The organism is Patulibacter defluvii, from assembly GCF_034096925.1.
Classification (GTDB): domain Bacteria; phylum Actinomycetota; class Thermoleophilia; order Solirubrobacterales; family Solirubrobacteraceae; genus Patulibacter; species Patulibacter defluvii.
This window is the reverse complement of the sequence record NZ_JAWZSQ010000005.1, coordinates 45,309-63,769: the sequence shown is the minus strand read 5'-3', so window position 1 is coordinate 63,769 and position 18,461 is coordinate 45,309. Positions and strand designations below refer to the sequence as shown.

Genomic DNA, 18,461 nt, shown 5'->3' with positions numbered 1-18,461 from the left:
AGTATCGCCCGCCGCGCCGCGCACGACCACGGACGGACCCACAACCCTTGACCTCGACCCTGCTCGAAGTCCTAAGGTCGGGCGACCGTCACCCGCCGGCCCGCCTCCACGGGCCGGCGATCGTCGCTCCCTAGACTCGCTCCCGGTGCCCACGTTCCGTCGTCTGCTCGGGTTCCTGCGGCCGTACCGCGGGACCTGGGCCATCAGCTTCGGCCTCGCGCTGCTCGCGATGGGCGTGACCGTGCTCAGCCCCTACCTGGTCGGCCGCGGGATCGACCAGATCCGCGAGGGCGACCGCGGCGGGCTGACCTTCTTCGCGGTCGCGATCGCGCTGCTCGGGCTGGGGCGGCTACTGCTGACGATCGGCCGCCGGCTGGTCGCCGGGCGGGTCTCGCTCGGGGTCGAGCAGGACCTCCGCGACCGGCTCTACGGCCACCTGCAGGCGCTCGAGCTGGGCTTCTTCGACCGCTGGCAGACCGGCCAGCTGATGTCGCGGGCGACCGTCGACCTGAGCGCGGTCCGCTTCTTCCTCGGCTACGGCCTGATCTTCATCGTCCAGTCGCTGCTGACCGTGGTCCTGGCCGCGATCGCGATGACGATCCAGCAGCCGCTGCTGGCGCTGCTGGCGCTGCTGCCGGCGCCGCTGATCGTCTTCGTCGGCCACGCCTACGGCACCCGCGGCCGACCGGCCCAGCAGGACGCCCAGCAGGCGGTGGCCGAGCTGACCGCCGCCGCCGAGGAGTCGATCTCCGGGATCCGGGTGGTGAAGGCGTTCGCGGCCGAGGAGCGCCGCCGCCAGGCCTTCGAGGCGACCGTCGAGCACGCCTTCGCCAAGCAGCTGCGGGCGGTCCGGATCGAGTCGGCGTTCCAGCCGTTCGTGCAGTTCCTGCCCCAGATCAGCCTCGCGATCGTGCTGCTGGCCGGCGGCCGGATGGTCGTCGACGGCGACCTCACGATCGGCCAGTTCGCGGCCTTCTACGTCTACGTGCTGATGCTGATCCAGCCGCTGCGGTCGCTCGGCGTGATGCTCGGCCTCGGCCAGCGCGCGACCGCCTCCGGGATGCGGCTGTTCGAGGTCCTCGACCGCGAGCCGACGATCGTCGCCCCGCGCGACCGGCCGCCGCTGACGCTGCCGGCCGACGGCGGCGGCGCGATCCGCTTCGAGGGCGTGACCCTCCGCTACCCCGGCCAGACCCGGCCGGCGCTGGAGGAGGTCGACCTGACCATCCCCGCCGGCCAGCGGATCGCCATCGTCGGCGAGACCGGCTCCGGCAAGACCGCCCTGATCCAGCTGCTGCCGCGGCTCTACGACCCGACCGCCGGGCGGGTGCTGATCGACGGGGTCGACGTCCGCGACCTCGACCCGATCGCGCTCCGGCGCGAGATCGCGATCGTCGACGACGACCCCTTCCTCTTCACCGCCAGCGTGGCGGAGAACATCGCCTACGCCGCCCCCGGCGCGACCCGGGCGGAGATCGAGCGGGCCGCCGAGCAGGCCCGCGCGGCCGACTTCATCGCCGCCCTGCCCGACGGCTACGAGACGGTCGTCGGCGAGCGCGGCCTGACCCTCTCCGGCGGCCAGCGGCAGCGGCTGGCGATCGCCCGTGCGCTGCTGGCCCGCCCCGACCGGCCGGCCGGGTCGCCCGCCCGCGGGGCGAGCGGGCCTCGGATCCTGGTCCTCGACGACGCCACCAGCAACGTCGACGCGAGCACCGAGCAGGCGATCGCCGCCGGCCTCGACGAGGTGATGGCCGGCCGCACGACGCTGGTGATCGCCCACCGGCTGTCGACCGTCCGCCTGGCCGACCGGGTGGTGGTGCTGGAGCGCGGCCGGGTCGCCGCCGTCGGCGACCACGAGGAGCTGCTGGAGCGGTCGCCGCTCTACCGCGAGATCGTCACCTACGGGATGGCCGGCCAGGTCTTCCTGACCCGCAAGCAGGAGCCGGTCGAGGTGCCGGAGGCATGAGCGCCCCCGCCCGCTCCTCGGCCGTCCGCGACGCGCTGGCCGACCTCCGCCGGCGACGGGCCGCCACCCGCGGCCGTGGCCGCCGGACCCGCAGCCTGTTCGGGATGATGCGGCCCTACCGCGGCCGGATCGCGATCCTGGTGGTGGCGCTGCTGATCGCCACCGCCGCCAGCCTGGCGCCGGCGCCGCTGGCCGCGAAGGCGGTCGACGACGGGCTGGCGAAGGGCAACCTCGACCACCTGACGCTGCTGGTCGCGGTGCTGCTCGGGGTCTCGCTGGTCGGGCTGGTGGCGAGCGTCGTCCGCGACCGGCTGGTCGGCTGGCTCGGGGCGCGGCTGCTGAGCGACCTCCGCGAGCGGATCTTCCGCCACCTGCTGCAGATGCCGGTCAGCTACCACGAGCGCCAGCGGGCCGGGGTGCTCGTCTCGCGGATGACCAACGACGTCGACGCGCTGCAGACGATGATCAGCTCGAGCCTGGTGACGCTGCTCTCGTCGCTGCTGATGCTGATCGGGTCGATCGTGATCCTGATCTCGCTCGACCTGAAGCTGGCCCTGATCACCTTCACCACGATCCCGGTGCTGCTGCTGGGCTCGCTCGCCTTCCGGCTGGCGTCGGTCGACGCCTTCGCCCGCACCCGCGAGACGATCGGCGCGATCACGGCGCACCTCCAGGAGACCCTCTCCGGCGTCCGCGTGATCCGCTCCTACGGCCGCGAGCGCGGCCACCTCGACCGCTTCCACGAGCTCGGCGACGACAACCGCCGGGCGAACATGAAGACAGTCTACCTGAACGCGGCCTACTTCCCCGCCGTCGAGTACCTGTCGACGGCGGCGATCGTGATCGTGCTGCTGGTCGGCGGCGCCGAGGCGATCGACGGGGCGGTGACGATCGGCGTGCTGATCGGCTTCGTGACCGCGCTCGACAACTTCTTCGGCCCGATCGCCGACCTCTCGAACGTCTACACGACCTTCCAGTCGGGGATGGCCGCGTTGGAGAAGATCGGCGGCCTGCTCGACCAGCAGTCGACGCTGACCGACCCCGACGACCCGCGGCCGCTGCCCGACCCGCTGCGCGGCGAGCTGCGGTTCGAGCGGGTCAGCTTCGGCTACGGCGTGCCGGCCCCGACCCGCTCGCCCGCGGACGGGGCGCCGTTCGCCGCCGCGGCCGGGCAGGCGCCGCCGCTGGTCCTGCACGAGATCGACCTGACGATCCCGGCCGGCGCCACGGTCGCGCTGGTCGGCAGCACCGGGGCCGGCAAGTCGACGCTGGTCAAGCTCGCCGCCCGCTTCATCGACCCGACCGTCGGCCGGGTGCTGCTCGACGGGGTCGACCTGCGCGAGCTGCGCCAGCGGGAGCTGCGCTCGCGGATGGGGATCGTGCCCCAGGAGGGCTTCCTCTTCACCGGCACCGTGGCCGAGAACATCGCCTTCGGCCGCGACGGGGCGACCCGGGCCGAGGTCGAGCGGGTGGTGGCCGACCTCGGTGCCGGCGACGTGCTCGACCAGCTGCCGCAGGGGCTCGACACCGAGGTCGGCGAGCGCGGCGGCTCGCTCTCCGCCGGCCAGCGGCAGCTGGTGGCCTTCGCCCGCGCGCTGATCGCCGGCGCCCCGGCCGCCGACGGCCGGCCCGGCGGCCCGTCGATCCTGCTGCTCGACGAGGCGACGGCGAACGTCGACCTGCGGACCGAGCGCCGGATCGAGGAGGCGCTGGAGCGGCTGCTGGCCGACCGGACCGCGATCGTGATCGCCCACCGGCTGTCGACGATCCGCTCCGCCGACCTGATCGCCGTCGTCGAGCGCGGCCGGATCTGCGAGGCCGGCACGCACGACGAGTTGCTGGCTCGCGGCGGCGTCTACGCCAAGCTGCACGAGGACTGGCAACGGGGCACGACCGACGCACCGTCCCCGGCCGCTCCGTAAGACTGCGGGCGGACGCCGACCGGCGCCGCAACATCCCGACCCCCCATCGGTTGCAAGACGAGATGACCCCACGCCTCGCGCCCACGACCATGCGCATGCTGGCCGCCACCGTGGCCGCCGGCGCGCTCGCGACCATCGCCGCCGGCCCCGCCGCGGCCGCCTCGCCGACCGGGCCGGGCGGGACCGCGCTGGCCGGCCCCGCGGCCGGCTCGCCGCCGAACGGGCCGAGCGAGCGTCGCGCCGCCGGACGCGCCACCGCCGGCCTCCGGCAGGCGTCGTCGCGACCGTCGAACGTGGGCACGATCAAGCTCCAGTCGTCGCGCAAGATCAAGGTCCGCTACCTGCCGAACCAGAAGCGGACGGTCGGCTCGCTGAAGAATGGCGCGACGGTCAAGGTCCTCTGCCAGATGAACTCGGTCCGGGCCTCGGGCTACTCGGGGACCTCGCGGATCTGGGACCGGGTGCGGCTGCCCAGCGGCCGCCACGGCTACGTGCCCGACGCCTCGGTCCAGAACGAGAAGACGGCGATGGTGGCCCACTACTGCCGCTGGTCGGAGCCGGGCCCGCCGGCCGACGTCAACCCGCAGCAGGGCCGCTGCGGCTCCTACGCGACGGTCCCGCTGGTGGCCGCGCCGGCCAACCGGGCGGCGTTCATCGCCACCGCCGGGCCGCTGGCCCAGGCCTCCAGCCGCACCACCCAGGTGCCAGCCTCGGTGACGCTGGCCCAGGCGATCCTCGAGTCGGCCTCGGGCACCGCCACCGCCGGCGCCAACAACTACTTCGGGATCAAGGCCCAGGCCGTCGACAGCAAGAACGGGATCTACCGCTGGGCGACCGAGGCGGTCGGCTGCGTGCTGAAGCCGACCTACGAGAGCGAGTCCGGGCGCCTGGTCCGCCAGCTGGCCGCGTTCCGGATGTACCGCGGGATGCAGGACTCGTTCGACGACCACGGGCTCTTCCTGCGCCAGAACAGCCGCTACGCCAAGGCCTTCGACTACAGCGACGACCCGGAGCGGTTCGCCAAGGAGGTCCACAAGGCCGGCTACGCGACCGACCCGGCGTACAGCAACAGCCTGATCCGGCTGATGCGGAACGAGAAGCTGACCCGCTACGACCGCTGATCGGCGGTCGCGGCCGCGCCCCGCAGGCGGGCGGCGTCGCGGCCGGGCGGCTGCCCGAACTGGCGGCGGTACTCGCGGCTGAACTGCGAGGCGCTCTCGTAGCCGACCCGGTGGGCGACGGTGGCGACGTCGTCGGCGCCGGCCATCAGCAGCAGCCGCGACCGCTGCAGCCGGATCTGCTTCTGGAACTGGACCGGCGTCGAGGCGGTGACGGCCCGGAAGAGCCGGTGGAACGCCGAGACGCTCATCGCGCTCCGCCGCGCGAGCTCGTCGACCCGGAACGGCTCGCCGTAGTGCTCGGTGATCCAGCGCACCGCGCGGCTGATCTGGGTCAGGCTGCTGTCGGCCAGGCCGATCTCGCGCACGCTGGCCCCCATCGGTCCGGCCAGCAGCCGCCAGACGATCTCGCGCTCCAGCATCGGCGCCAAGATCGCCTGGTCGGCGGGGGCGTCGAGCAGCCGCGCCATCCGGACGACCGCGTCGAGCAGCGGCGCGGGCGCGTCGGCGACCCCGAGTGGCGGCGCGGCACCCGGCCGCGGGGCGGCACCCGGCCGCGGGGCGGCGGCACCCGGCGGCACCGGGGCCTCCAGCAGCAGGGCCGCGATCGTGGCCGGCCGCAGCGCCAGGCCGAACCCGAGCGCCGGCCGCTGCGGGCTGGCGCCGACGTAGTGGCCGGTCACCGGCAGGTCGACGCAGGCCACCAGGTACTGGCCCGGGCCGTACTCGTGGACCTGCTCGCCGAGCGCCAGCCGCTTGCGCCCCTGGGCGATCACCGCCAGCACCGAGCCGGAGCTGGCCGCCCGCGGCGATCGCGGCGCCGTCGCCGCCGACAGCAACACGCCGTCGATTGCCGTGGTCTCGTCGTCGCGCACGTGGCGGGCGATCAGCTCGCGCAGCTCGGCGAGCAGGGCAGCGGTCGCGGGGTCGTCCTCCATCGGCAGGATCGTACATCCGTGCTGCGGTCCATACGGGTCGTTCCGACCATCGACAGCTCAATGGAGCAGGATCAGGCAATGATCGGCGGTCTCTGTTCTGCCACCCGCGGGGCCTCCGGCGGTTGACTGGGCGGCGTCCACCACGAAGGGAGCACGCATGAAGATCGCCGTCGTCGTCGGGGCCAGCTCCGGCATCGGCCGGGCCACCGCCGTCCGGCTCGCCGCGGGCGGGTCCGGGGTCGTCCTGACCTACAACGCCAACCCGACCGGCGCCGAGCAGGCCGTGGCCGAGATCGAGCGCGAGGGCGGAAGCGCCGTGGCGCTGCCGCTCGACCTGGCGGACGCCGCTGCCTTCCCCGCCTTCGCCGACCGGCTCGCCGACGAGCTGCGCGAGCGCTGGCGGCGGACGACCTTCGACCACCTGGTCAACAACGGCGGCCTCGCGCGGGCCGCCCCGTTCACCGAGACCGACGAGGAGCTGCTCGACGACCTCTACCGGGTGCTGCTGAAGGGCCCGTTCCTGCTGACCCGCCGGCTGCTGCCGCTGCTGGCCGACGGCGGCGCGGTGGTCAGCACCAGCAGCAACGCGGCGCTGCCGGTGGCGGTCTCGCCCGGCTACGCGGCCTACGCGTCGATGAAGGGCGGGCTCAACGTCCTCACCCGCTACCTGGCCAAGGAGCTCGGACCGCGCGGGATCCGCGTCAACGCCGTGGCGCCGGGCCCGACCCGGACCCGGCTCGGCGGCGACGCCTTCGAGCGCCACCCGGAGCTGATCCCGCCGCTGGCCGCCGAGACCACCCTCGGCCGGCTCGGCGAGCCGGAGGACGTGGCCGGGGCGATCGCCGCCCTGCTCGGCGACGAGTGCGGCTGGGTCACCGGCGAGCTGCTCGAGGTCTCCGGCGGCTTCCGGCTCTGACCGGCTAGGCGCCCGCGGCCTGGCCGGCGGCCAGCTCCTCCACCGGCTGCTCGGCCGCGGCGGCGTCCCGCTCGAGCGCGATCCGGTCGGGCGTGTCGAGCCGTCCCGGGTGCCCCAGCCGGCCCAGCTCCGAGCCGTCGCGGCCGAAGAACAGCCCGACGGTCCAGTCGGCGACCAGCCGGATCTTGCGGGTCAGGCCCGGCATCGAGAGCAGGTGGTAGGTGCGGGCCAGGAACCACGCCGGCACGCCCCGCCAGCGGAGGCCGAGGGTCGAGGCGACCGCCTTGCCGCGGCCGAGGTCGACGAAGACGCCGAGGGTCTTGTAGCGGAAGGTCCGCGGCGGGGTCCCGGAGAGGGCGCCGGCGACGTTCTCCGCCACCCGCCGGCCCTGCCGGATCGCGTGCTGGGCGGTCGGCGGGGCCGGCTTGGTCAGGTCGCGCGGGTCGGGCACGTGAGCGGCGTCGCCGATCGCCCAGACCCCGTCGACGCCGGGCACCCGCAGGGTCCGGTCGACGACGATCCGGCCGCTCTGCTCGTGCAGCGGCACCCCCAGCCGCTGGACGACCGGGCTCGGCTTGACCCCGGCGGTCCAGACGACGGTCCGGGTCGGCACCACCTCGCCGCCGGCGAGGGTCGCGGTCGACTCGCTGATCGCGTCGATCGTGGTCCCGGTCCGGATCTCGATCCCGCGCCGCTGCAGCTCGTCGGTGGCGAAGCTGGCCAGCGACTCGGGGATCTCCGGCATCACCCGGTCGCGGGCCTCGACCAGCACGAAGCGGACGCCCTGGACGCGGCAGCGCGGATAGCGGTCGAGCAGGTCGGTGGCGAAGTCCTGCAGCTCGGCCAGCCCCTCCAGGCCCGCGTAGCCGGCGCCGACGAAGACGAAGGTCAGCCACGCCTCGCGGTCGGCCGGGTCGTCGATCCCCTCGGCGACCTCGAGGCTCTGGAGCAGCCGGTTGCGGAGCGCGATCGCCTCCGGCAGCGTCTTCATCCCGACCGCGTGCTCGGCCAGGCCGGGGATCGGCAGCGTCCGCGAGACCGAGCCGACCGCGACGATCAGCTGGTCGTAGGGCAGCTCCAGCTCGCGGCCGTCGCCGGTGGTGACCTGGAGCAGCTTGCGCTGCGGGTCGGCGCCGCTGACGGCGCCCAGCCGCAGGTCGGTGTCGCGCAGCTGGTCGCGGAGCGGGACGACCGCGTGGCGCGGCTCCAGCGTGCCCGCCGCCGCGCCCGGCAGCAGCGGCGTGTAGAGCATGAAGTTCTGGTCCGAGACCAGCGTCAGGCGGGCGCTGTGGCGCGGCAGCAGCCGCTCCAGCTTGCGGGCCGCCTCGAAGCCTCCGAAGCCGCCGCCGGCGATGACGATGTTCCAGGCCATGCCCCGAGCGTACGGGCTGGCTCCGGAAGAGACCAACGGCACGAGCGGCTCGCGACGCACGCCACGAGCCGGTCGGGGCGAACGTCACATGCGACGCTGCCCCGCCCGGCGATGTGACGTTCACCCCCGCGGGCGGGGGTGAACGTCACACGGGGCGAGCGTCGCGCGGAGCGTGCGACGTTCGCCCCGCCACGCTCACGGGAAGAGGACCAGGTCCGCCTTCAGGTTGAGGTGGTTGCGGCCGCTGCCGGCGGGCAGGCCGAGCCGCGAGTTGATGATGCCGTCCAGCAGGTTGATCTTGGCGCCGGTCAGCAGGCCGCCGAGGCCGAGCGGGCCGCAGTTGGCCGCGCCCGGGACGGTGAACGTGTCGTCGTCCAGGTGCAGGGCCAGGCGGATGTGGTCGGCCTGGAGGTCGATCCCGTCGATCCCGCCCTTCGGGTTCAGCGCGATCGGCTTCTTCGCGGTCCCGATCGAGCAGTCGTTGCCGAGCAGCAGGCTCTGGACCTTGACGTAGAGCTGCAGCGAGGCGCCGATCTCACCGGTGCCGAGGTCGAGGCCGAAGCCGGGCGTCCCGACCGGGGCGAACGCGGCCTTGACGCCGGTCAGCCCGCCGAGGGCGAGCCGGTCGAGCAGGTCCTGGAGCGGCTGGATGCCGGTCACCCCGCCGGGCACGTCGATCGTCGGGAAGCCGCCGCCGCCCCCGCTGCCGCTGCCCGGCGCGGCCGGGATCGGCGAGAGGTTGGCGTCGAGCCCGCCCGCGAGCGAGATCGGCGACTTGTCGAGCGAGGCCTTGAAGCTGCCGACCTGGGCGTTGCCCGAGGTCGTCTGCAACTGGAAGCAGAGCAGCGCGCCCGGGTAGTTGGTCTGGCAGTCGAACGGCTTCGTCCACTCCGCCGCGTCGGCCGCGGCCGGCGCCTCGGCGGTCTTCGCCTTCGTCGTCAGCGCGCTGGTCGTCTTGCTCGTCAGCTGCTGGATCGCGTCCTGCAGCTGGGCCGGCGTCGGCGCGGCCTGGGCCGAGCCGGCGACCAGGCCGCAGGTCGTGACGGCGAGCGCAACGGCGGATGCCCGTCGTGCCCGGCGCACGGCACGCGCCCGGCGATCGCGGTGTCCCATCGTGTCCCCCATGGTCCCTCCAAGCACCGGGCGTGGCAGTGCACTGGCGACGCGGCCCGGCCGCGCGACGCCCCCCTCCAACGCCGGCCGACGACGGACGTCGACGGCTGGCGCCACCAAGCGTGATGGACACTAGTTCGTCTTCCGTCGACCTGTCAACGCGGGCCGGCCCGGGAACGACGAAGCCCCCGTGGAGACGGGGGCTTCGAGAGACTGCGGGACAAGGACTCGAACCTTGAATACCTGAACCAGAATCAGGCGTGTTGCCAATTACACCATCCCGCAAGGGCGCTTCAGCGGTCCGCGATCATAGCGGCCGGGGCCGGCCGGTGCGGCGCGACCACCGCCCGTTCAGGCGGCGGCGGTGAAGAGGCCGGTGATCCCCGCCTCGAGCCCCGGGTCGAGCACGACGAGCACCTCGTCGCCGACCTCGATCACGGTGTCCGGCTTCGGCACGAAGCCCGCGCCCTGGCGCAGGATCGAGATGATCAGCGAGCCGTCGGGCATCGCGACGTCGGCCACGCGGGCCCCGGCGGCGGGGGCGCCGGCGGTGACCTCGACCTCGACGATCTCCAGCCGCTCGGCGTGCAGGTCGAGCAGGTGGACGAGCCCGAAGCTCGGCACCTCGTGCTCGATCAGGCGCAGGATCAGGTCGGTCGCCGAGACCACCGGCGAGACCCCGAGCAGCTCGAACAGCTCGCGGTTGCGGGGGTTGTTGACGCGGGCGATCGTCCGCTGGACGTCGTACTTCTCGCGCGCCATCTGGCAGATGAGGATGTTGTCCTCGTCGTCGCCGGTGACCGCCACGACCAGCTCGGCGCGCTGGATGCCGGCGCGCTCCAGCACCCACATCTCGGTCGAGTCGCCGTACTGGACGGCGTGCTCGAGCTCCTCCTCGATCGTCAGGTAGCGCGAGCGGGTCTGCTCGATCAGCGTGACCTCGTGGCCCTTCTCGATCAGCTCGCGCGCCAGGTTCCAGCCGACCTTGCCGCCGCCGGCGATCACGACGTACATCAGCTGACCTCGCTCAGGGCCGTCTCGAACATGCTGATCGCCTCGAGCGTCGGGCAGATCGTGCGCACGCCCTGCTCGGCGAACCAGGTCGCGCGGGCCGGGTCCATCACCCGTGCGATCACCGTCGCGACGCCGAACTTCTTCTGGGCGACCTGGGCGATCACGAGGTTCGTGTTGTCGCCGTCGGTCGAGGCGATGAAGACGTCGGCGTCGGTGACGCCCGCCTCGCGCAGGGCCTCGACCTCGATCCCCTGGCCGACGGTGAAGCGGCCTCCCGCCTCCTCCCAGGAGGTGGACAGACCCGCGTCGAGCCGCTCGTGACTGAGGGGGTCCTCGTCGAGGACCGAGACCTCATGCCCCTGGGCGAGCATCGACTGTGCGACGGCCGCGCCGACGCGGCCCGCCCCGACGATGAGCACGAACATACGCGCGGCACGATAGCGCGCCGGCGAGCGCCGTCCGCCGCGGCCGTTCGCCGACCCCCCGGACGGCTCAGTCGACCTCGGCCCGCACGAGCAGGTAGACGCTGGTCGCCCGGAAGCCGTCCGGGTCCTCGTTGCCCTCCTCCAGGGCCGCCACCAGCGGCTCGCGGAGCGCCGCGTAGCGCTGCTCGCCGAGCAGGTCGCGGGCGGCCAGCCACATCGGGTGCGAGGTCAGCCACTCGTCGGCGAACGCCTCCGGCGAGGCGGCGACGAAGGCCAGCGGCACCCGCTCGACCCGCGGCGCGATCCCGTGGGCGCCGAAGAGCGTGGCCAGCACCTGCGGGTCGCCCCAGTCGCGCGGGGCGGGGCCGGTGGCGACCGCGTCGGGGCCGGCGAACTCGGCGATCGCCCGCCGCACGACCTGGCCGGCGGCGGCGACCGTGCCCTCGGCGGTCCAGGTGGTGAGGACGATCCGGCCGCCGGGCGCGGTCGCCCGCACCAGCTCGGCGACGGCCGGCTCGGGCGGCTGGGCGAAGATCACGCCGAAGACCGAGAGCACCGCGTCGAAGCCACCGTCGGGCACCGGCAGGGCCGCGGCCTCGCCCGCCCGCCACTCGGCCGCGACGCCGGCCTCGCGGGCCCGCTCGGCCGCGACCTCCAGCAGCCGCGGCGCCGAGTCGACGCCGGTCGCGACCCCACCGCGGGCGGCCGCCAGCAGCGCCGCGTTGCCGGTCCCGCAGGCGACGTCGAGGACCCGCTCGCCGGCGCCGATCGCCGCCTCCGCGACCGCCCGCTCCGCCGCCGGCAGCAGCTGGGTCGCGGTCAGCTCGTACTCGCCGAGGCTCCAGTCGAACATGGCCGGACCCTATCCCCCGGCTCCGCCGCCGCTGAGCTCGAGCGCGCGACCGGCCCGGACCCAGCCGGCGAGCCCGCCGTCGACCCGCTGCCCGTCGCGCCCGGCCGCGGCCAGGATCGCGACCGCGTCGCCGGAGGCGAAGCAGTACGGCCCCTCGCAGTAGGCCACGACGGTCGCGTCGGCCGGCAGCTCGTCGATCCGCCGCCGCAGCTCGTCGACCGGGATCGAGATCGCCCCCGGCAGGTGGCCGCGGGCGTACTCGGTCGCGGGCCGGACGTCGACCAGGACCACGTGGCCCTCGCGCATCCGCCGCTCCAGCTCCGCGATCCCGATCCGCTCCATCCCGCCCGGCTTGGCGTAGAGCGCCTCCAGCTCGGCCCGCATCTCGGTCAGCCGCTCGCCGGCGAAGCGCTCGAAGCCGGCCAGGAACCCGGTCACGCTCGGGTCGGCCAGCCGGTAGTGGATCCGGACCCCCTCGCGGCGGGTGGCGACCAGCTGGACCGCCCGCAGCTGCTGGAGCTGGGCCGAGGTGTTCTTGACCGGCGCGCGGGCGGCCGCGGCCAGCTCCTCGACGGTGTGCTCGCCCTGCTCCAGCAGGTCGAGCAGCCGGATCCGCAGCGGGTTCGACAGCGCCTTGCCCAGCCGCGCGAGCTGCGCGTAGACCCCGGCGTCGTCGAGCTCGTCGTAGCTGTGGTCGCTCACCCGCCGTCCCTCGTCGCGTAGGCGGGGGCGACGGCCGACGACGGCGCGCGCCGGCGGGCGAGGCCCGGGAGCGCCACCGCGGCGCCGAGCAGGGCGACCATCGCGTAACCGTAGCCGAGCAGGTGCGCCGACCCGAGGATGCCCGGTCCGCCGATCGTCACCAGCACGCCGGCGACCGCCGAGCCGAAGGCGTTGGCGATCAGCTGCACGGTGTTGACGCCGGCGGCGGCCTTGTTCGCCTGCTCCGGATCGGGGCTGATCCCCATCGCGGCGGGGATCCAGTGCGCGAACGCCATCCCGATCCCGGCCCCGGCGACGATCAGGGTCGCGAACCAGAGCGCGATCCGGAGCCCGTCGGGATCGGGGGTCTGGAGCGCGGTGTAGGCGACCAGCCCGACGGCCAGCACCAGCGGCCCGGCGATCCGGTTGAGGTCCTTCGCCCGCGGGTCGGTGACGCCGCCGTTGAGGATCGAGGCGATGCTCCAGCCCCACGAGAGCGAGGCCCCGAGCAGCCCGGCCCCGAGCGGCGAGAGCCCGCCGAGCCGCTGGCCGAAGAGCGGCAGGAAGGTCTCGACCGTCGAGCCGACCGCGAGCACCGCGATCGAGAGGTAGATCCAGCGCAGCGCCGAGCCGCGGCGGTAGGTCAGCTCGGGCAGCACCCGCACCGACGAGCGGCGCTCGCGGGCCACGAAGGTGACCAGCAGGCCGAACGCGACCGCCAGCAGCAGCGCGATCGGGGCGCTGCCGTCGACCACCGAGGAGACGCTGACCGCGGCGGCGCCGGTGGCCAGCAGCCCGAGCGCGATCCACGGCACCGGGGCGGCGCGGCCGTCGGTCTCGTGCCGCGCCGGCAGCGAGCGCCAGGCGACGACGCCGATCGCGACCGCGGTCAGGGCCAGCAGCACGAAGGCCCCGCGCCAGAGGTCGATCTCGGCGAAGAGCCCGCCGAGCAGCGGCCCGATCACGTTCCCGACGCCCCACATCGCCGACATCAGCGCGATCGCCCGCTGCCACAGCCGCGGCGGCAGGATCGTGCGCACGAGGGCGAAGCCGAGCCCGGCCAGCAGGCCGCCGCCGAGCCCCTGGAGCGCCCGCCCGACCAGCAGCACGGTCATCGTCGGCGCGGCGGCGGCGACCACGCTGCCGGCGGCGAACAGGACCAGGCCGATCCCGTAGGCGTTGCGGGCGCCGTAGCGGACCAGCGCCTGGCTGACGAGCATCGACGTGAAGACCGAGGCCACCAGGAAGATCGTCATCGTCCAGGCGTAGAGCTCGAAGCCGCCGATCTCGTCGACGGCGTTCGGCAGCAGGCTGGTCGTCAGGTAGACGTTGACCGCGTAGAGGGCGACGCCGCCGGCGAAGACGGTGACGGCGGCCCGGTGGGCGCGATCGAAGAGCGCGCCCCAGGTGGCGCGCTCCGCTGCTGCTTCGTCTGAGGCCATATTCCAAAGATTATTAGAATATGGCCGGACGTCAAGCCCGCCCTCCCCCGCTCACTCCGGGGGCGCGATCACCGCCAGCGCCGCCGGCACCGCCCGCACCACCGCCGGCGTGCGGGCGATCGGGTCGCCGTCGGCGTAGACCTCGAACGGCCGGTCGGCGTCCATCCGCACCTCGCGCGCCCGTAGCACGCGGATGTCCGGCTCGTGGACGTGACGGCCGGTGAAGACCTTCGGCGCGTTGCGCAGGAAGCGGCGGCGGGTGCCGTGCTCGATCACGACCAGGTCGAGCAGGCCGTCGTCGAGCGCGGCGTCGGGCGCGATCCGCATCCCGCCGCCGAAGCGGCCCGAGTTCGCCGCCGCGGCCAGGAAGCCGGTCACCCGCTGCGGCTCGCCGTCGACCTCGAGCACGAACGTCGCCGGCCGCCAGCGGGCCAGCCCGACCACCATCGCCCCCGCGTAGACGGCCCGGCCGCCGATCCGCGGAGCGGCGTTGGCCAGCCGCGTGACCTCGGACTCGAGCCCGATCGAGGCGACCCCGACGAAGGTCTCGCCGTCGGCGTCGCCGACGTCGATCGTCCGCGTGGCGCCGTCGACCAGCAGCGCGCAGGCGGCGATCGGATCGCGCGGGATCCCCAGCCGGGCCGCGAAGTCGTTGCCGCGGCCGCCGGGCAGGATCCCGAGCGTCGCGTCGCTGTGGCGGACCTCGTGCGCCACCAGCCGGACCATCCCGTCGCCGCCGAAGGCGACCACCTCGGCGCCGCTCGCGGCCGCCGCCCGCGCCAGCGCGACCGCGTGCTCGTGCGAGTCGCTGCGCTCGACGACGACCTCGATCCCGTGGCCGCCCAGCGCCGCCTCGACGGCGGCCAGCGCGCGGGCGCCGCGGCCGCCGCCGGCGGTCGGGTTGCAGAGGACGTGCAGCCGCCGCGCGCTCATCGCCGTGGGGCGACGAGCACCCCGGGGTTGAGGATGCCCTGCGGGTCGACGGCGTCCTTCGCCGCTCGCAGCAGCGCGACCCCGAGCGGCCCGATCTCCTCGGCCAGGTGCTCGCGGTGGTCGACCCCGACCCCGTGGTGGTGGCTGATCGAGCCGCCGGCGGCCACGATCGCGTCGTTCGCCGCCCGCTTGGCCCGCTGCCACTGGGCGAGCGGGTCGTCGATCTGGGCGCAGGCGACGGTGAAGTAGAGCGAGGCCCCCGTCGGGTAGACGTGCGAGACGTGGGTCAGGACCACCGGCGGGGTCCCCTGCCCGGTCAGCGCGTCGCGCAGCGCGTCGCCGACCGCAGCGTAGAGCGCCGGCAGGTTCGACCAGAAGGTCGTCGTCTCCAGCGTCTCGACCAGCGCGCCGGCGTCGAGCAGCGCGTCGCGCAGGTAGGGGCCCTTGTAGCGCCCGTGCTCCCAGGCGGGACCGGCCTCGGCGTCGGGCTCGCCGCCGAGCTCGCGGAGGACCGCCGTGGCCGCGGCGCGGCGCTCGGCGACGACCGCCGCGGTGCCCTCGAAGCCGACGATCGCCAGCACCCCGCCGGGCGCGTCGCCGGACGCGATCGCGTCCGGCCGGGCCAGGTTGAGCGCGGTCTCGACCTCGTCGGAGAGCCGCAGCACCGTCGGCCGCGGACCGTCCTGGGTCAGTCGCCGCAGCGCCGCCGTGCCCTCGGCGAAGGAGGGGAAGCGCCAGCCGTCGTAGACCCGCTCCTCGGGCAGCGGCTGGACCGCGACCGTGACCTGGGTGATGACGCCGAAGGCGCCCTCCGAGCCGAGCACCAGCTGCCGCAGGTCGGGGCCGGCGGCGCTCTTCGGCGCCCGCCCGAGCTCGAGCGTGCCGGTCGGGGTCGCGACCCGCAGCCCGACCACCATCTCGTCGAAGCGGCCGTAGCCGGCCGACGCCTGGCCGCTGGAGCGAGCGGCCGCGAAGCCGCCGATCGTCGCCCACAGGAACGACTGCGGGTGGTGGCCGATCGTGAAGCCGTGGGCGGCGACCAGCGCCTCGGCGTCGGGCCCGCGCAGACCCGGCTCGAGGGTCGCCGTGCGCGAGACCGGGTCGACGTCGACCAGCCGGTCCATCCGCCGCAGGTCGAGCGCGACGACCGCCGCGAAGCCCTCGCGCTCGGGCTCGAGCCCGCCGACCACCGACGTGCCGCCGCCGAAGGGCACGACCGCCACGCGGGCCTCGGCGCAGGCGGCGAGCACGGCCAGCACCTCGTCGTGCGTCGTCGGCAGCACGACCGCGTCGGGGGCGTCCTCGACCTGGCCCTCGCGCAGCCGCAGCAGGTCGGGGGTCGAGCGGCCGCGGGTGTGGCGCAGGCGGGCCTCGTCGTCCTCGTGGACGTGGTCGGCGCCGACGGCGGCCACCAGCGCCTCGCGGACGGCGGCGGGCAGCGTCGAGGCGGGCGCGCGCAGCTCGCCGACCGGCGGCACCGGGGTGCCCTCGCGGCGAACGCCGAGCGCCTGCCCGAGCAGGTCGCGGAGCGCGTCGGAGAGCGGCGCGGCATCGGCTGGATCGCCCCAGCCCGCCCAGGCGATCTCGGGGTAGCCGTGGTCAGGGCGGGCGCTCGTCATCGGGGTCCGTCTCGCGATCTCAGGTGAACACTTTGCCAAGAAGTGTTCAACTGTAACCAGTGCGGGCCGGCGCGGCAAGCCGGCCGCCGGCGGACCTCAGAGCTGCTCGAGCCAGCGCTCGTCGTCGTCGGTCAGCGCCTCGGCGTCGACGCCCGCGCCCTCGGCCTCGCGCCGCTTGCGCATCACGGCCTCGGTCTCCTCCAGCGCCGGCGCGGTCAGGATCACCTGGCAGCGGGCCTTGTCGACGACGTAGCGCGAGGCCTCGTTGAGGACGTCGCCGCGGCCGCCGCGGGCTCCCAGCGCGGACCCCGCGCGGCCGCTGCGCGAGCGGCCGGTCGGCGGCGGGGCGACCATCACGATCGCCTGGCAGCCGCGGCGGGCCGCCTCGTCGACGATCGCCTTGCCGAGCGAGCGGGCGCGAACGGCCGAGGTCGCCACCCGCACGCCCTCGTACTCCTCGCCGACCGCCTTCGCCCGCGAGAGCGCCTGCTTGGCCTCCTTCAGGCGCCCGTCGGCCAGCGGCCCGTCGATCGGCAGCGACATCGGCAGCACGTGGATCCAGACCGCCTCGATCACCGCGTAGCCCTCCTCGATGTCGGTCTCGTCGTCGCCGCCGGCCAGCCGGCCCGCGGTCTGGACGACGTCGTCGTCGAGGGCGGTGCCGAGCAGCGGCACCAGGATCGAGCCGTACATCGGCTGCTCGCCGGTGTCCTGCCGCAGCGCCTGCTCCGGCACCGCCACCCGGCCCCGCACCGGCAGCCCGCGGCTGCGGCGGTAGAGCACGTAGCCGACCACGCCGATCGCGATCCAGGCCAAGCCGACCGCCCGCGCCGCCGGGTGCGAGATCACGATCGAGAGCCAGACCAGCGCGCTCAGGACCGCCCCCACCACCGCCGGCACCGGCACCGCGCGGCCGCGCACGCGGACGTTGAAGGGGATCCGGTACGGCCGCCGCAGGTCCGGCTCGGTGAAGCGCAGCCGGATCACCGAGACGTGGGCGATCGTCACCGCCAGCATCACGCCGAAGGCCATCATCCCGACCAGCGCGTCCATGTCGCGGACGGCGACCAGGCCGGCGGCGATCCCGGCGGTCGCGCCGATCACCATCCACGGCGTGCCGTAGCGCGGGTGCAGGCGGCCGATCCGGGTCGGCAGCTGCCGGTGGCGGGCCATGTGCGACGTGATCCGGCTGGCGCTGCCCATCGAGGCCAGCGCCATCCCGGCCAGCGTCACCGCGCCGGCGGTGCCGACCACGATCCGCAGCACGTCGCGGAGCGGCCCGGAGTCGAGCTGGTCGACGATCCCCAGGATCGGCGCGTCGACCCAGCGGTCGGCGAGCGCGGTGCTGCCGTCGTGGACCGGCAGCGCCATCAGGCCGGCGATCGCCAGCCCCGGGTAGAGCACCAGCATCACCAGCGGCAGCGCCACCACCAGCCGCTTGAGCCCGGCCCGGCCGATGTACAGCTCGCCGGCCAGCCCCGAGGCCGACTCGAGCCCGGTCACGACCACCATCGCCGCGCCGAGGCCGAAGAGGATCCCCTGCACGTCGGGGCTGGTGCCGATCTCCAGCTCCTCGGTCAGCGAGCCGGGGTCGGAGAGCAGCACGATCGCCAGCACCACCACCAGCGCCTGCAGCACCAGGTCGAAGGCGACGACCGCCGACAGCCGCCCGAGCCGGCGCGGGGCGTGGCCGCGGATCGTGCGGACGGTGATCGCCGACAGCAGCAGCGCCGCGATCGTCATCTCGACCCAGCCCTCGGCGGTCTCGGGCCAGATCGCCTCCAGGTAGTTGGTCGCCGCCAGCGTCGCCGCCGCGGTCAGCAGCAGCGAGTCGAGCAGCAGCGCCCACGCCGCGACGAAGCTCCAGGCCTCGTCGAGGGCGTAGCGGGCGAAGGTCGGCGAGCCGCCGCGCTCGGGGTGCAGCGAGGCGCCCTCGACGTAGGTCATCACCGCCAGCCCGAAGAGCAGCGCGGCGGCCAGCATCACCAGCGGGGTCGCCCCGAGGGCGGCGCCGGCGATCGGGCCCAGCAGCAGGTAGAGCCCGCCGGCGAGCGAGGCGTAGGTGACCGCGAAGACCGCCGGCGAGCCGAAGGCGCGGTGGGCGATCGCCTTGCGAGCGCTCGGCATC

At 74.8% G+C, this 18,461-nt stretch carries 15 protein-coding genes and 1 tRNA gene; 4 read left to right on the top strand and 12 right to left on the bottom strand.

The window, feature by feature from the left end:
- Positions 1-145 precede the first annotated feature (145 nt).
- The 3 genes from SH587_RS07080 (at position 146) to SH587_RS07070 (ending at position 5,009) form a co-directional block, all read left to right on the top strand.
- Complete coding sequence (locus tag SH587_RS07080; RefSeq protein WP_320669884.1) at positions 146-1,966, top strand: ABC transporter ATP-binding protein; 1,821 nt, start codon at positions 146-148, stop codon at positions 1,964-1,966.
- Positions 1,963-3,888, top strand: coding sequence for an ABC transporter ATP-binding protein (locus SH587_RS07075; RefSeq protein ID WP_320669883.1), 1,926 nt, complete (start codon positions 1,963-1,965; stop codon positions 3,886-3,888). The genes SH587_RS07080 and SH587_RS07075 overlap by 4 nt, the downstream gene beginning before the upstream one ends.
- A 95-nt stretch (positions 3,889-3,983) precedes the next feature.
- Positions 3,984-5,009, top strand: coding sequence for a glucosaminidase domain-containing protein (locus tag SH587_RS07070; RefSeq protein WP_320669882.1), 1,026 nt, complete (start codon positions 3,984-3,986; stop codon positions 5,007-5,009).
- On the opposite strand, the gene SH587_RS07065 is transcribed toward SH587_RS07070, so the two are convergent.
- A complete protein-coding gene (locus tag SH587_RS07065) occupies positions 4,997-5,944 on the bottom strand; it encodes an AraC family transcriptional regulator (protein ID WP_320669881.1) in 948 nt (315 codons plus the stop codon). The two genes, SH587_RS07070 and SH587_RS07065, sit on opposite strands and share 13 nt — an antisense overlap.
- Before the next feature lie 157 nt (positions 5,945-6,101).
- Between SH587_RS07065 and SH587_RS07060 the strand changes: the two genes are divergently transcribed.
- Entirely contained in the window at positions 6,102-6,860 is a 759-nt protein-coding gene (locus SH587_RS07060; protein WP_320669880.1) for an SDR family NAD(P)-dependent oxidoreductase, read from the top strand.
- 4 nt (positions 6,861-6,864) lie between these two features.
- Here the strand turns inward: SH587_RS07060 and SH587_RS07055 are convergent, their stop codons facing one another.
- The 11 genes from SH587_RS07055 to SH587_RS07005 form a co-directional block, all read right to left on the bottom strand.
- Positions 6,865-8,232, bottom strand: a complete 1,368-nt coding sequence (locus SH587_RS07055; protein ID WP_320669879.1) for an NAD(P)/FAD-dependent oxidoreductase — start codon at positions 8,230-8,232, stop codon at positions 6,865-6,867.
- A gap of 195 nt (positions 8,233-8,427) precedes the next feature.
- Positions 8,428-9,345, bottom strand: a complete 918-nt coding sequence (locus tag SH587_RS07050; RefSeq protein ID WP_320669878.1) for a hypothetical protein — start codon at positions 9,343-9,345, stop codon at positions 8,428-8,430.
- 213 nt (positions 9,346-9,558) lie between these two features.
- Positions 9,559-9,630: transfer RNA gene (locus SH587_RS07045), tRNA-Gln, on the bottom strand.
- A 66-nt stretch (positions 9,631-9,696) separates the two neighbouring features.
- Entirely contained in the window at positions 9,697-10,359 is a 663-nt protein-coding gene (locus SH587_RS07040) for a potassium channel family protein (protein ID WP_320669877.1), read from the bottom strand.
- Positions 10,359-10,784 (bottom strand): NAD-binding protein, encoded by a 426-nt coding sequence (locus tag SH587_RS07035; RefSeq protein WP_320669876.1) that lies wholly within the window; start codon positions 10,782-10,784, stop codon positions 10,359-10,361. The genes SH587_RS07040 and SH587_RS07035 overlap by 1 nt, the downstream gene beginning before the upstream one ends.
- A 67-nt stretch (positions 10,785-10,851) precedes the next feature.
- The gene (locus SH587_RS07030; protein ID WP_320669875.1) at positions 10,852-11,637 is read right to left on the bottom strand and encodes a class I SAM-dependent methyltransferase; all 786 of its coding nucleotides are present in this window, start codon (positions 11,635-11,637) and stop codon (positions 10,852-10,854) included.
- 9 nt (positions 11,638-11,646) lie between these two features.
- On the bottom strand, positions 11,647-12,339 hold the full coding sequence (locus tag SH587_RS07025) for an ArsR/SmtB family transcription factor (RefSeq protein ID WP_320669874.1): 693 nt from the start codon (positions 12,337-12,339) through the stop codon (positions 11,647-11,649).
- The gene (locus SH587_RS07020) at positions 12,336-13,781 is read right to left on the bottom strand and encodes an MFS transporter (protein WP_320669873.1); all 1,446 of its coding nucleotides are present in this window, start codon (positions 13,779-13,781) and stop codon (positions 12,336-12,338) included. Before SH587_RS07020 ends, SH587_RS07025 begins: the two co-directional genes overlap by 4 nt.
- A gap of 51 nt (positions 13,782-13,832) precedes the next feature.
- On the bottom strand, positions 13,833-14,714 hold the full coding sequence (locus SH587_RS07015; RefSeq protein WP_320669872.1) for a diacylglycerol/lipid kinase family protein: 882 nt from the start codon (positions 14,712-14,714) through the stop codon (positions 13,833-13,835).
- A complete protein-coding gene (locus SH587_RS07010) occupies positions 14,711-16,333 on the bottom strand; it encodes an FAD-binding oxidoreductase (protein WP_320669871.1) in 1,623 nt (540 codons plus the stop codon). Before SH587_RS07010 ends, SH587_RS07015 begins: the two co-directional genes overlap by 4 nt.
- A 96-nt stretch (positions 16,334-16,429) precedes the next feature.
- Positions 16,430-18,460 carry an amino acid permease gene (locus SH587_RS07005; protein ID WP_320669870.1) on the bottom strand — a complete coding sequence of 677 codons (2,031 nt, stop codon included), beginning with the start codon at positions 18,458-18,460 and terminating at the stop codon, positions 16,430-16,432.
- Between the last annotated feature and the right edge of the window lies 1 nt (position 18,461).

Coding starts and splice junctions, on each gene's coding strand:
- SH587_RS07075 (WP_320669883.1), top strand. CDS start 1,963: ATGAGCGCCCCCGCCCGCTCCTCGGCCGTCCGCGACGCGCTGGCCGAC.
- SH587_RS07070 (WP_320669882.1), top strand. CDS start 3,984: ATGCTGGCCGCCACCGTGGCCGCCGGCGCGCTCGCGACCATCGCCGCC.
- SH587_RS07065 (WP_320669881.1), bottom strand. CDS start 5,944: ATGGAGGACGACCCCGCGACCGCTGCCCTGCTCGCCGAGCTGCGCGAG.
- SH587_RS07060 (WP_320669880.1), top strand. CDS start 6,102: ATGAAGATCGCCGTCGTCGTCGGGGCCAGCTCCGGCATCGGCCGGGCC.
- SH587_RS07055 (WP_320669879.1), bottom strand. CDS start 8,232: ATGGCCTGGAACATCGTCATCGCCGGCGGCGGCTTCGGAGGCTTCGAG.
- SH587_RS07050 (WP_320669878.1), bottom strand. CDS start 9,345: ATGGGACACCGCGATCGCCGGGCGCGTGCCGTGCGCCGGGCACGACGG.
- SH587_RS07040 (WP_320669877.1), bottom strand. CDS start 10,359: ATGTACGTCGTGATCGCCGGCGGCGGCAAGGTCGGCTGGAACCTGGCG.
- SH587_RS07035 (WP_320669876.1), bottom strand. CDS start 10,784: ATGTTCGTGCTCATCGTCGGGGCGGGCCGCGTCGGCGCGGCCGTCGCA.
- SH587_RS07030 (WP_320669875.1), bottom strand. CDS start 11,637: ATGTTCGACTGGAGCCTCGGCGAGTACGAGCTGACCGCGACCCAGCTG.
- SH587_RS07020 (WP_320669873.1), bottom strand. CDS start 13,781: ATGGCCTCAGACGAAGCAGCAGCGGAGCGCGCCACCTGGGGCGCGCTC.
- SH587_RS07015 (WP_320669872.1), bottom strand. CDS start 14,714: ATGAGCGCGCGGCGGCTGCACGTCCTCTGCAACCCGACCGCCGGCGGC.
- SH587_RS07010 (WP_320669871.1), bottom strand. CDS start 16,333: ATGACGAGCGCCCGCCCTGACCACGGCTACCCCGAGATCGCCTGGGCG.
- SH587_RS07005 (WP_320669870.1), bottom strand. CDS start 18,460: ATGCCGAGCGCTCGCAAGGCGATCGCCCACCGCGCCTTCGGCTCGCCG.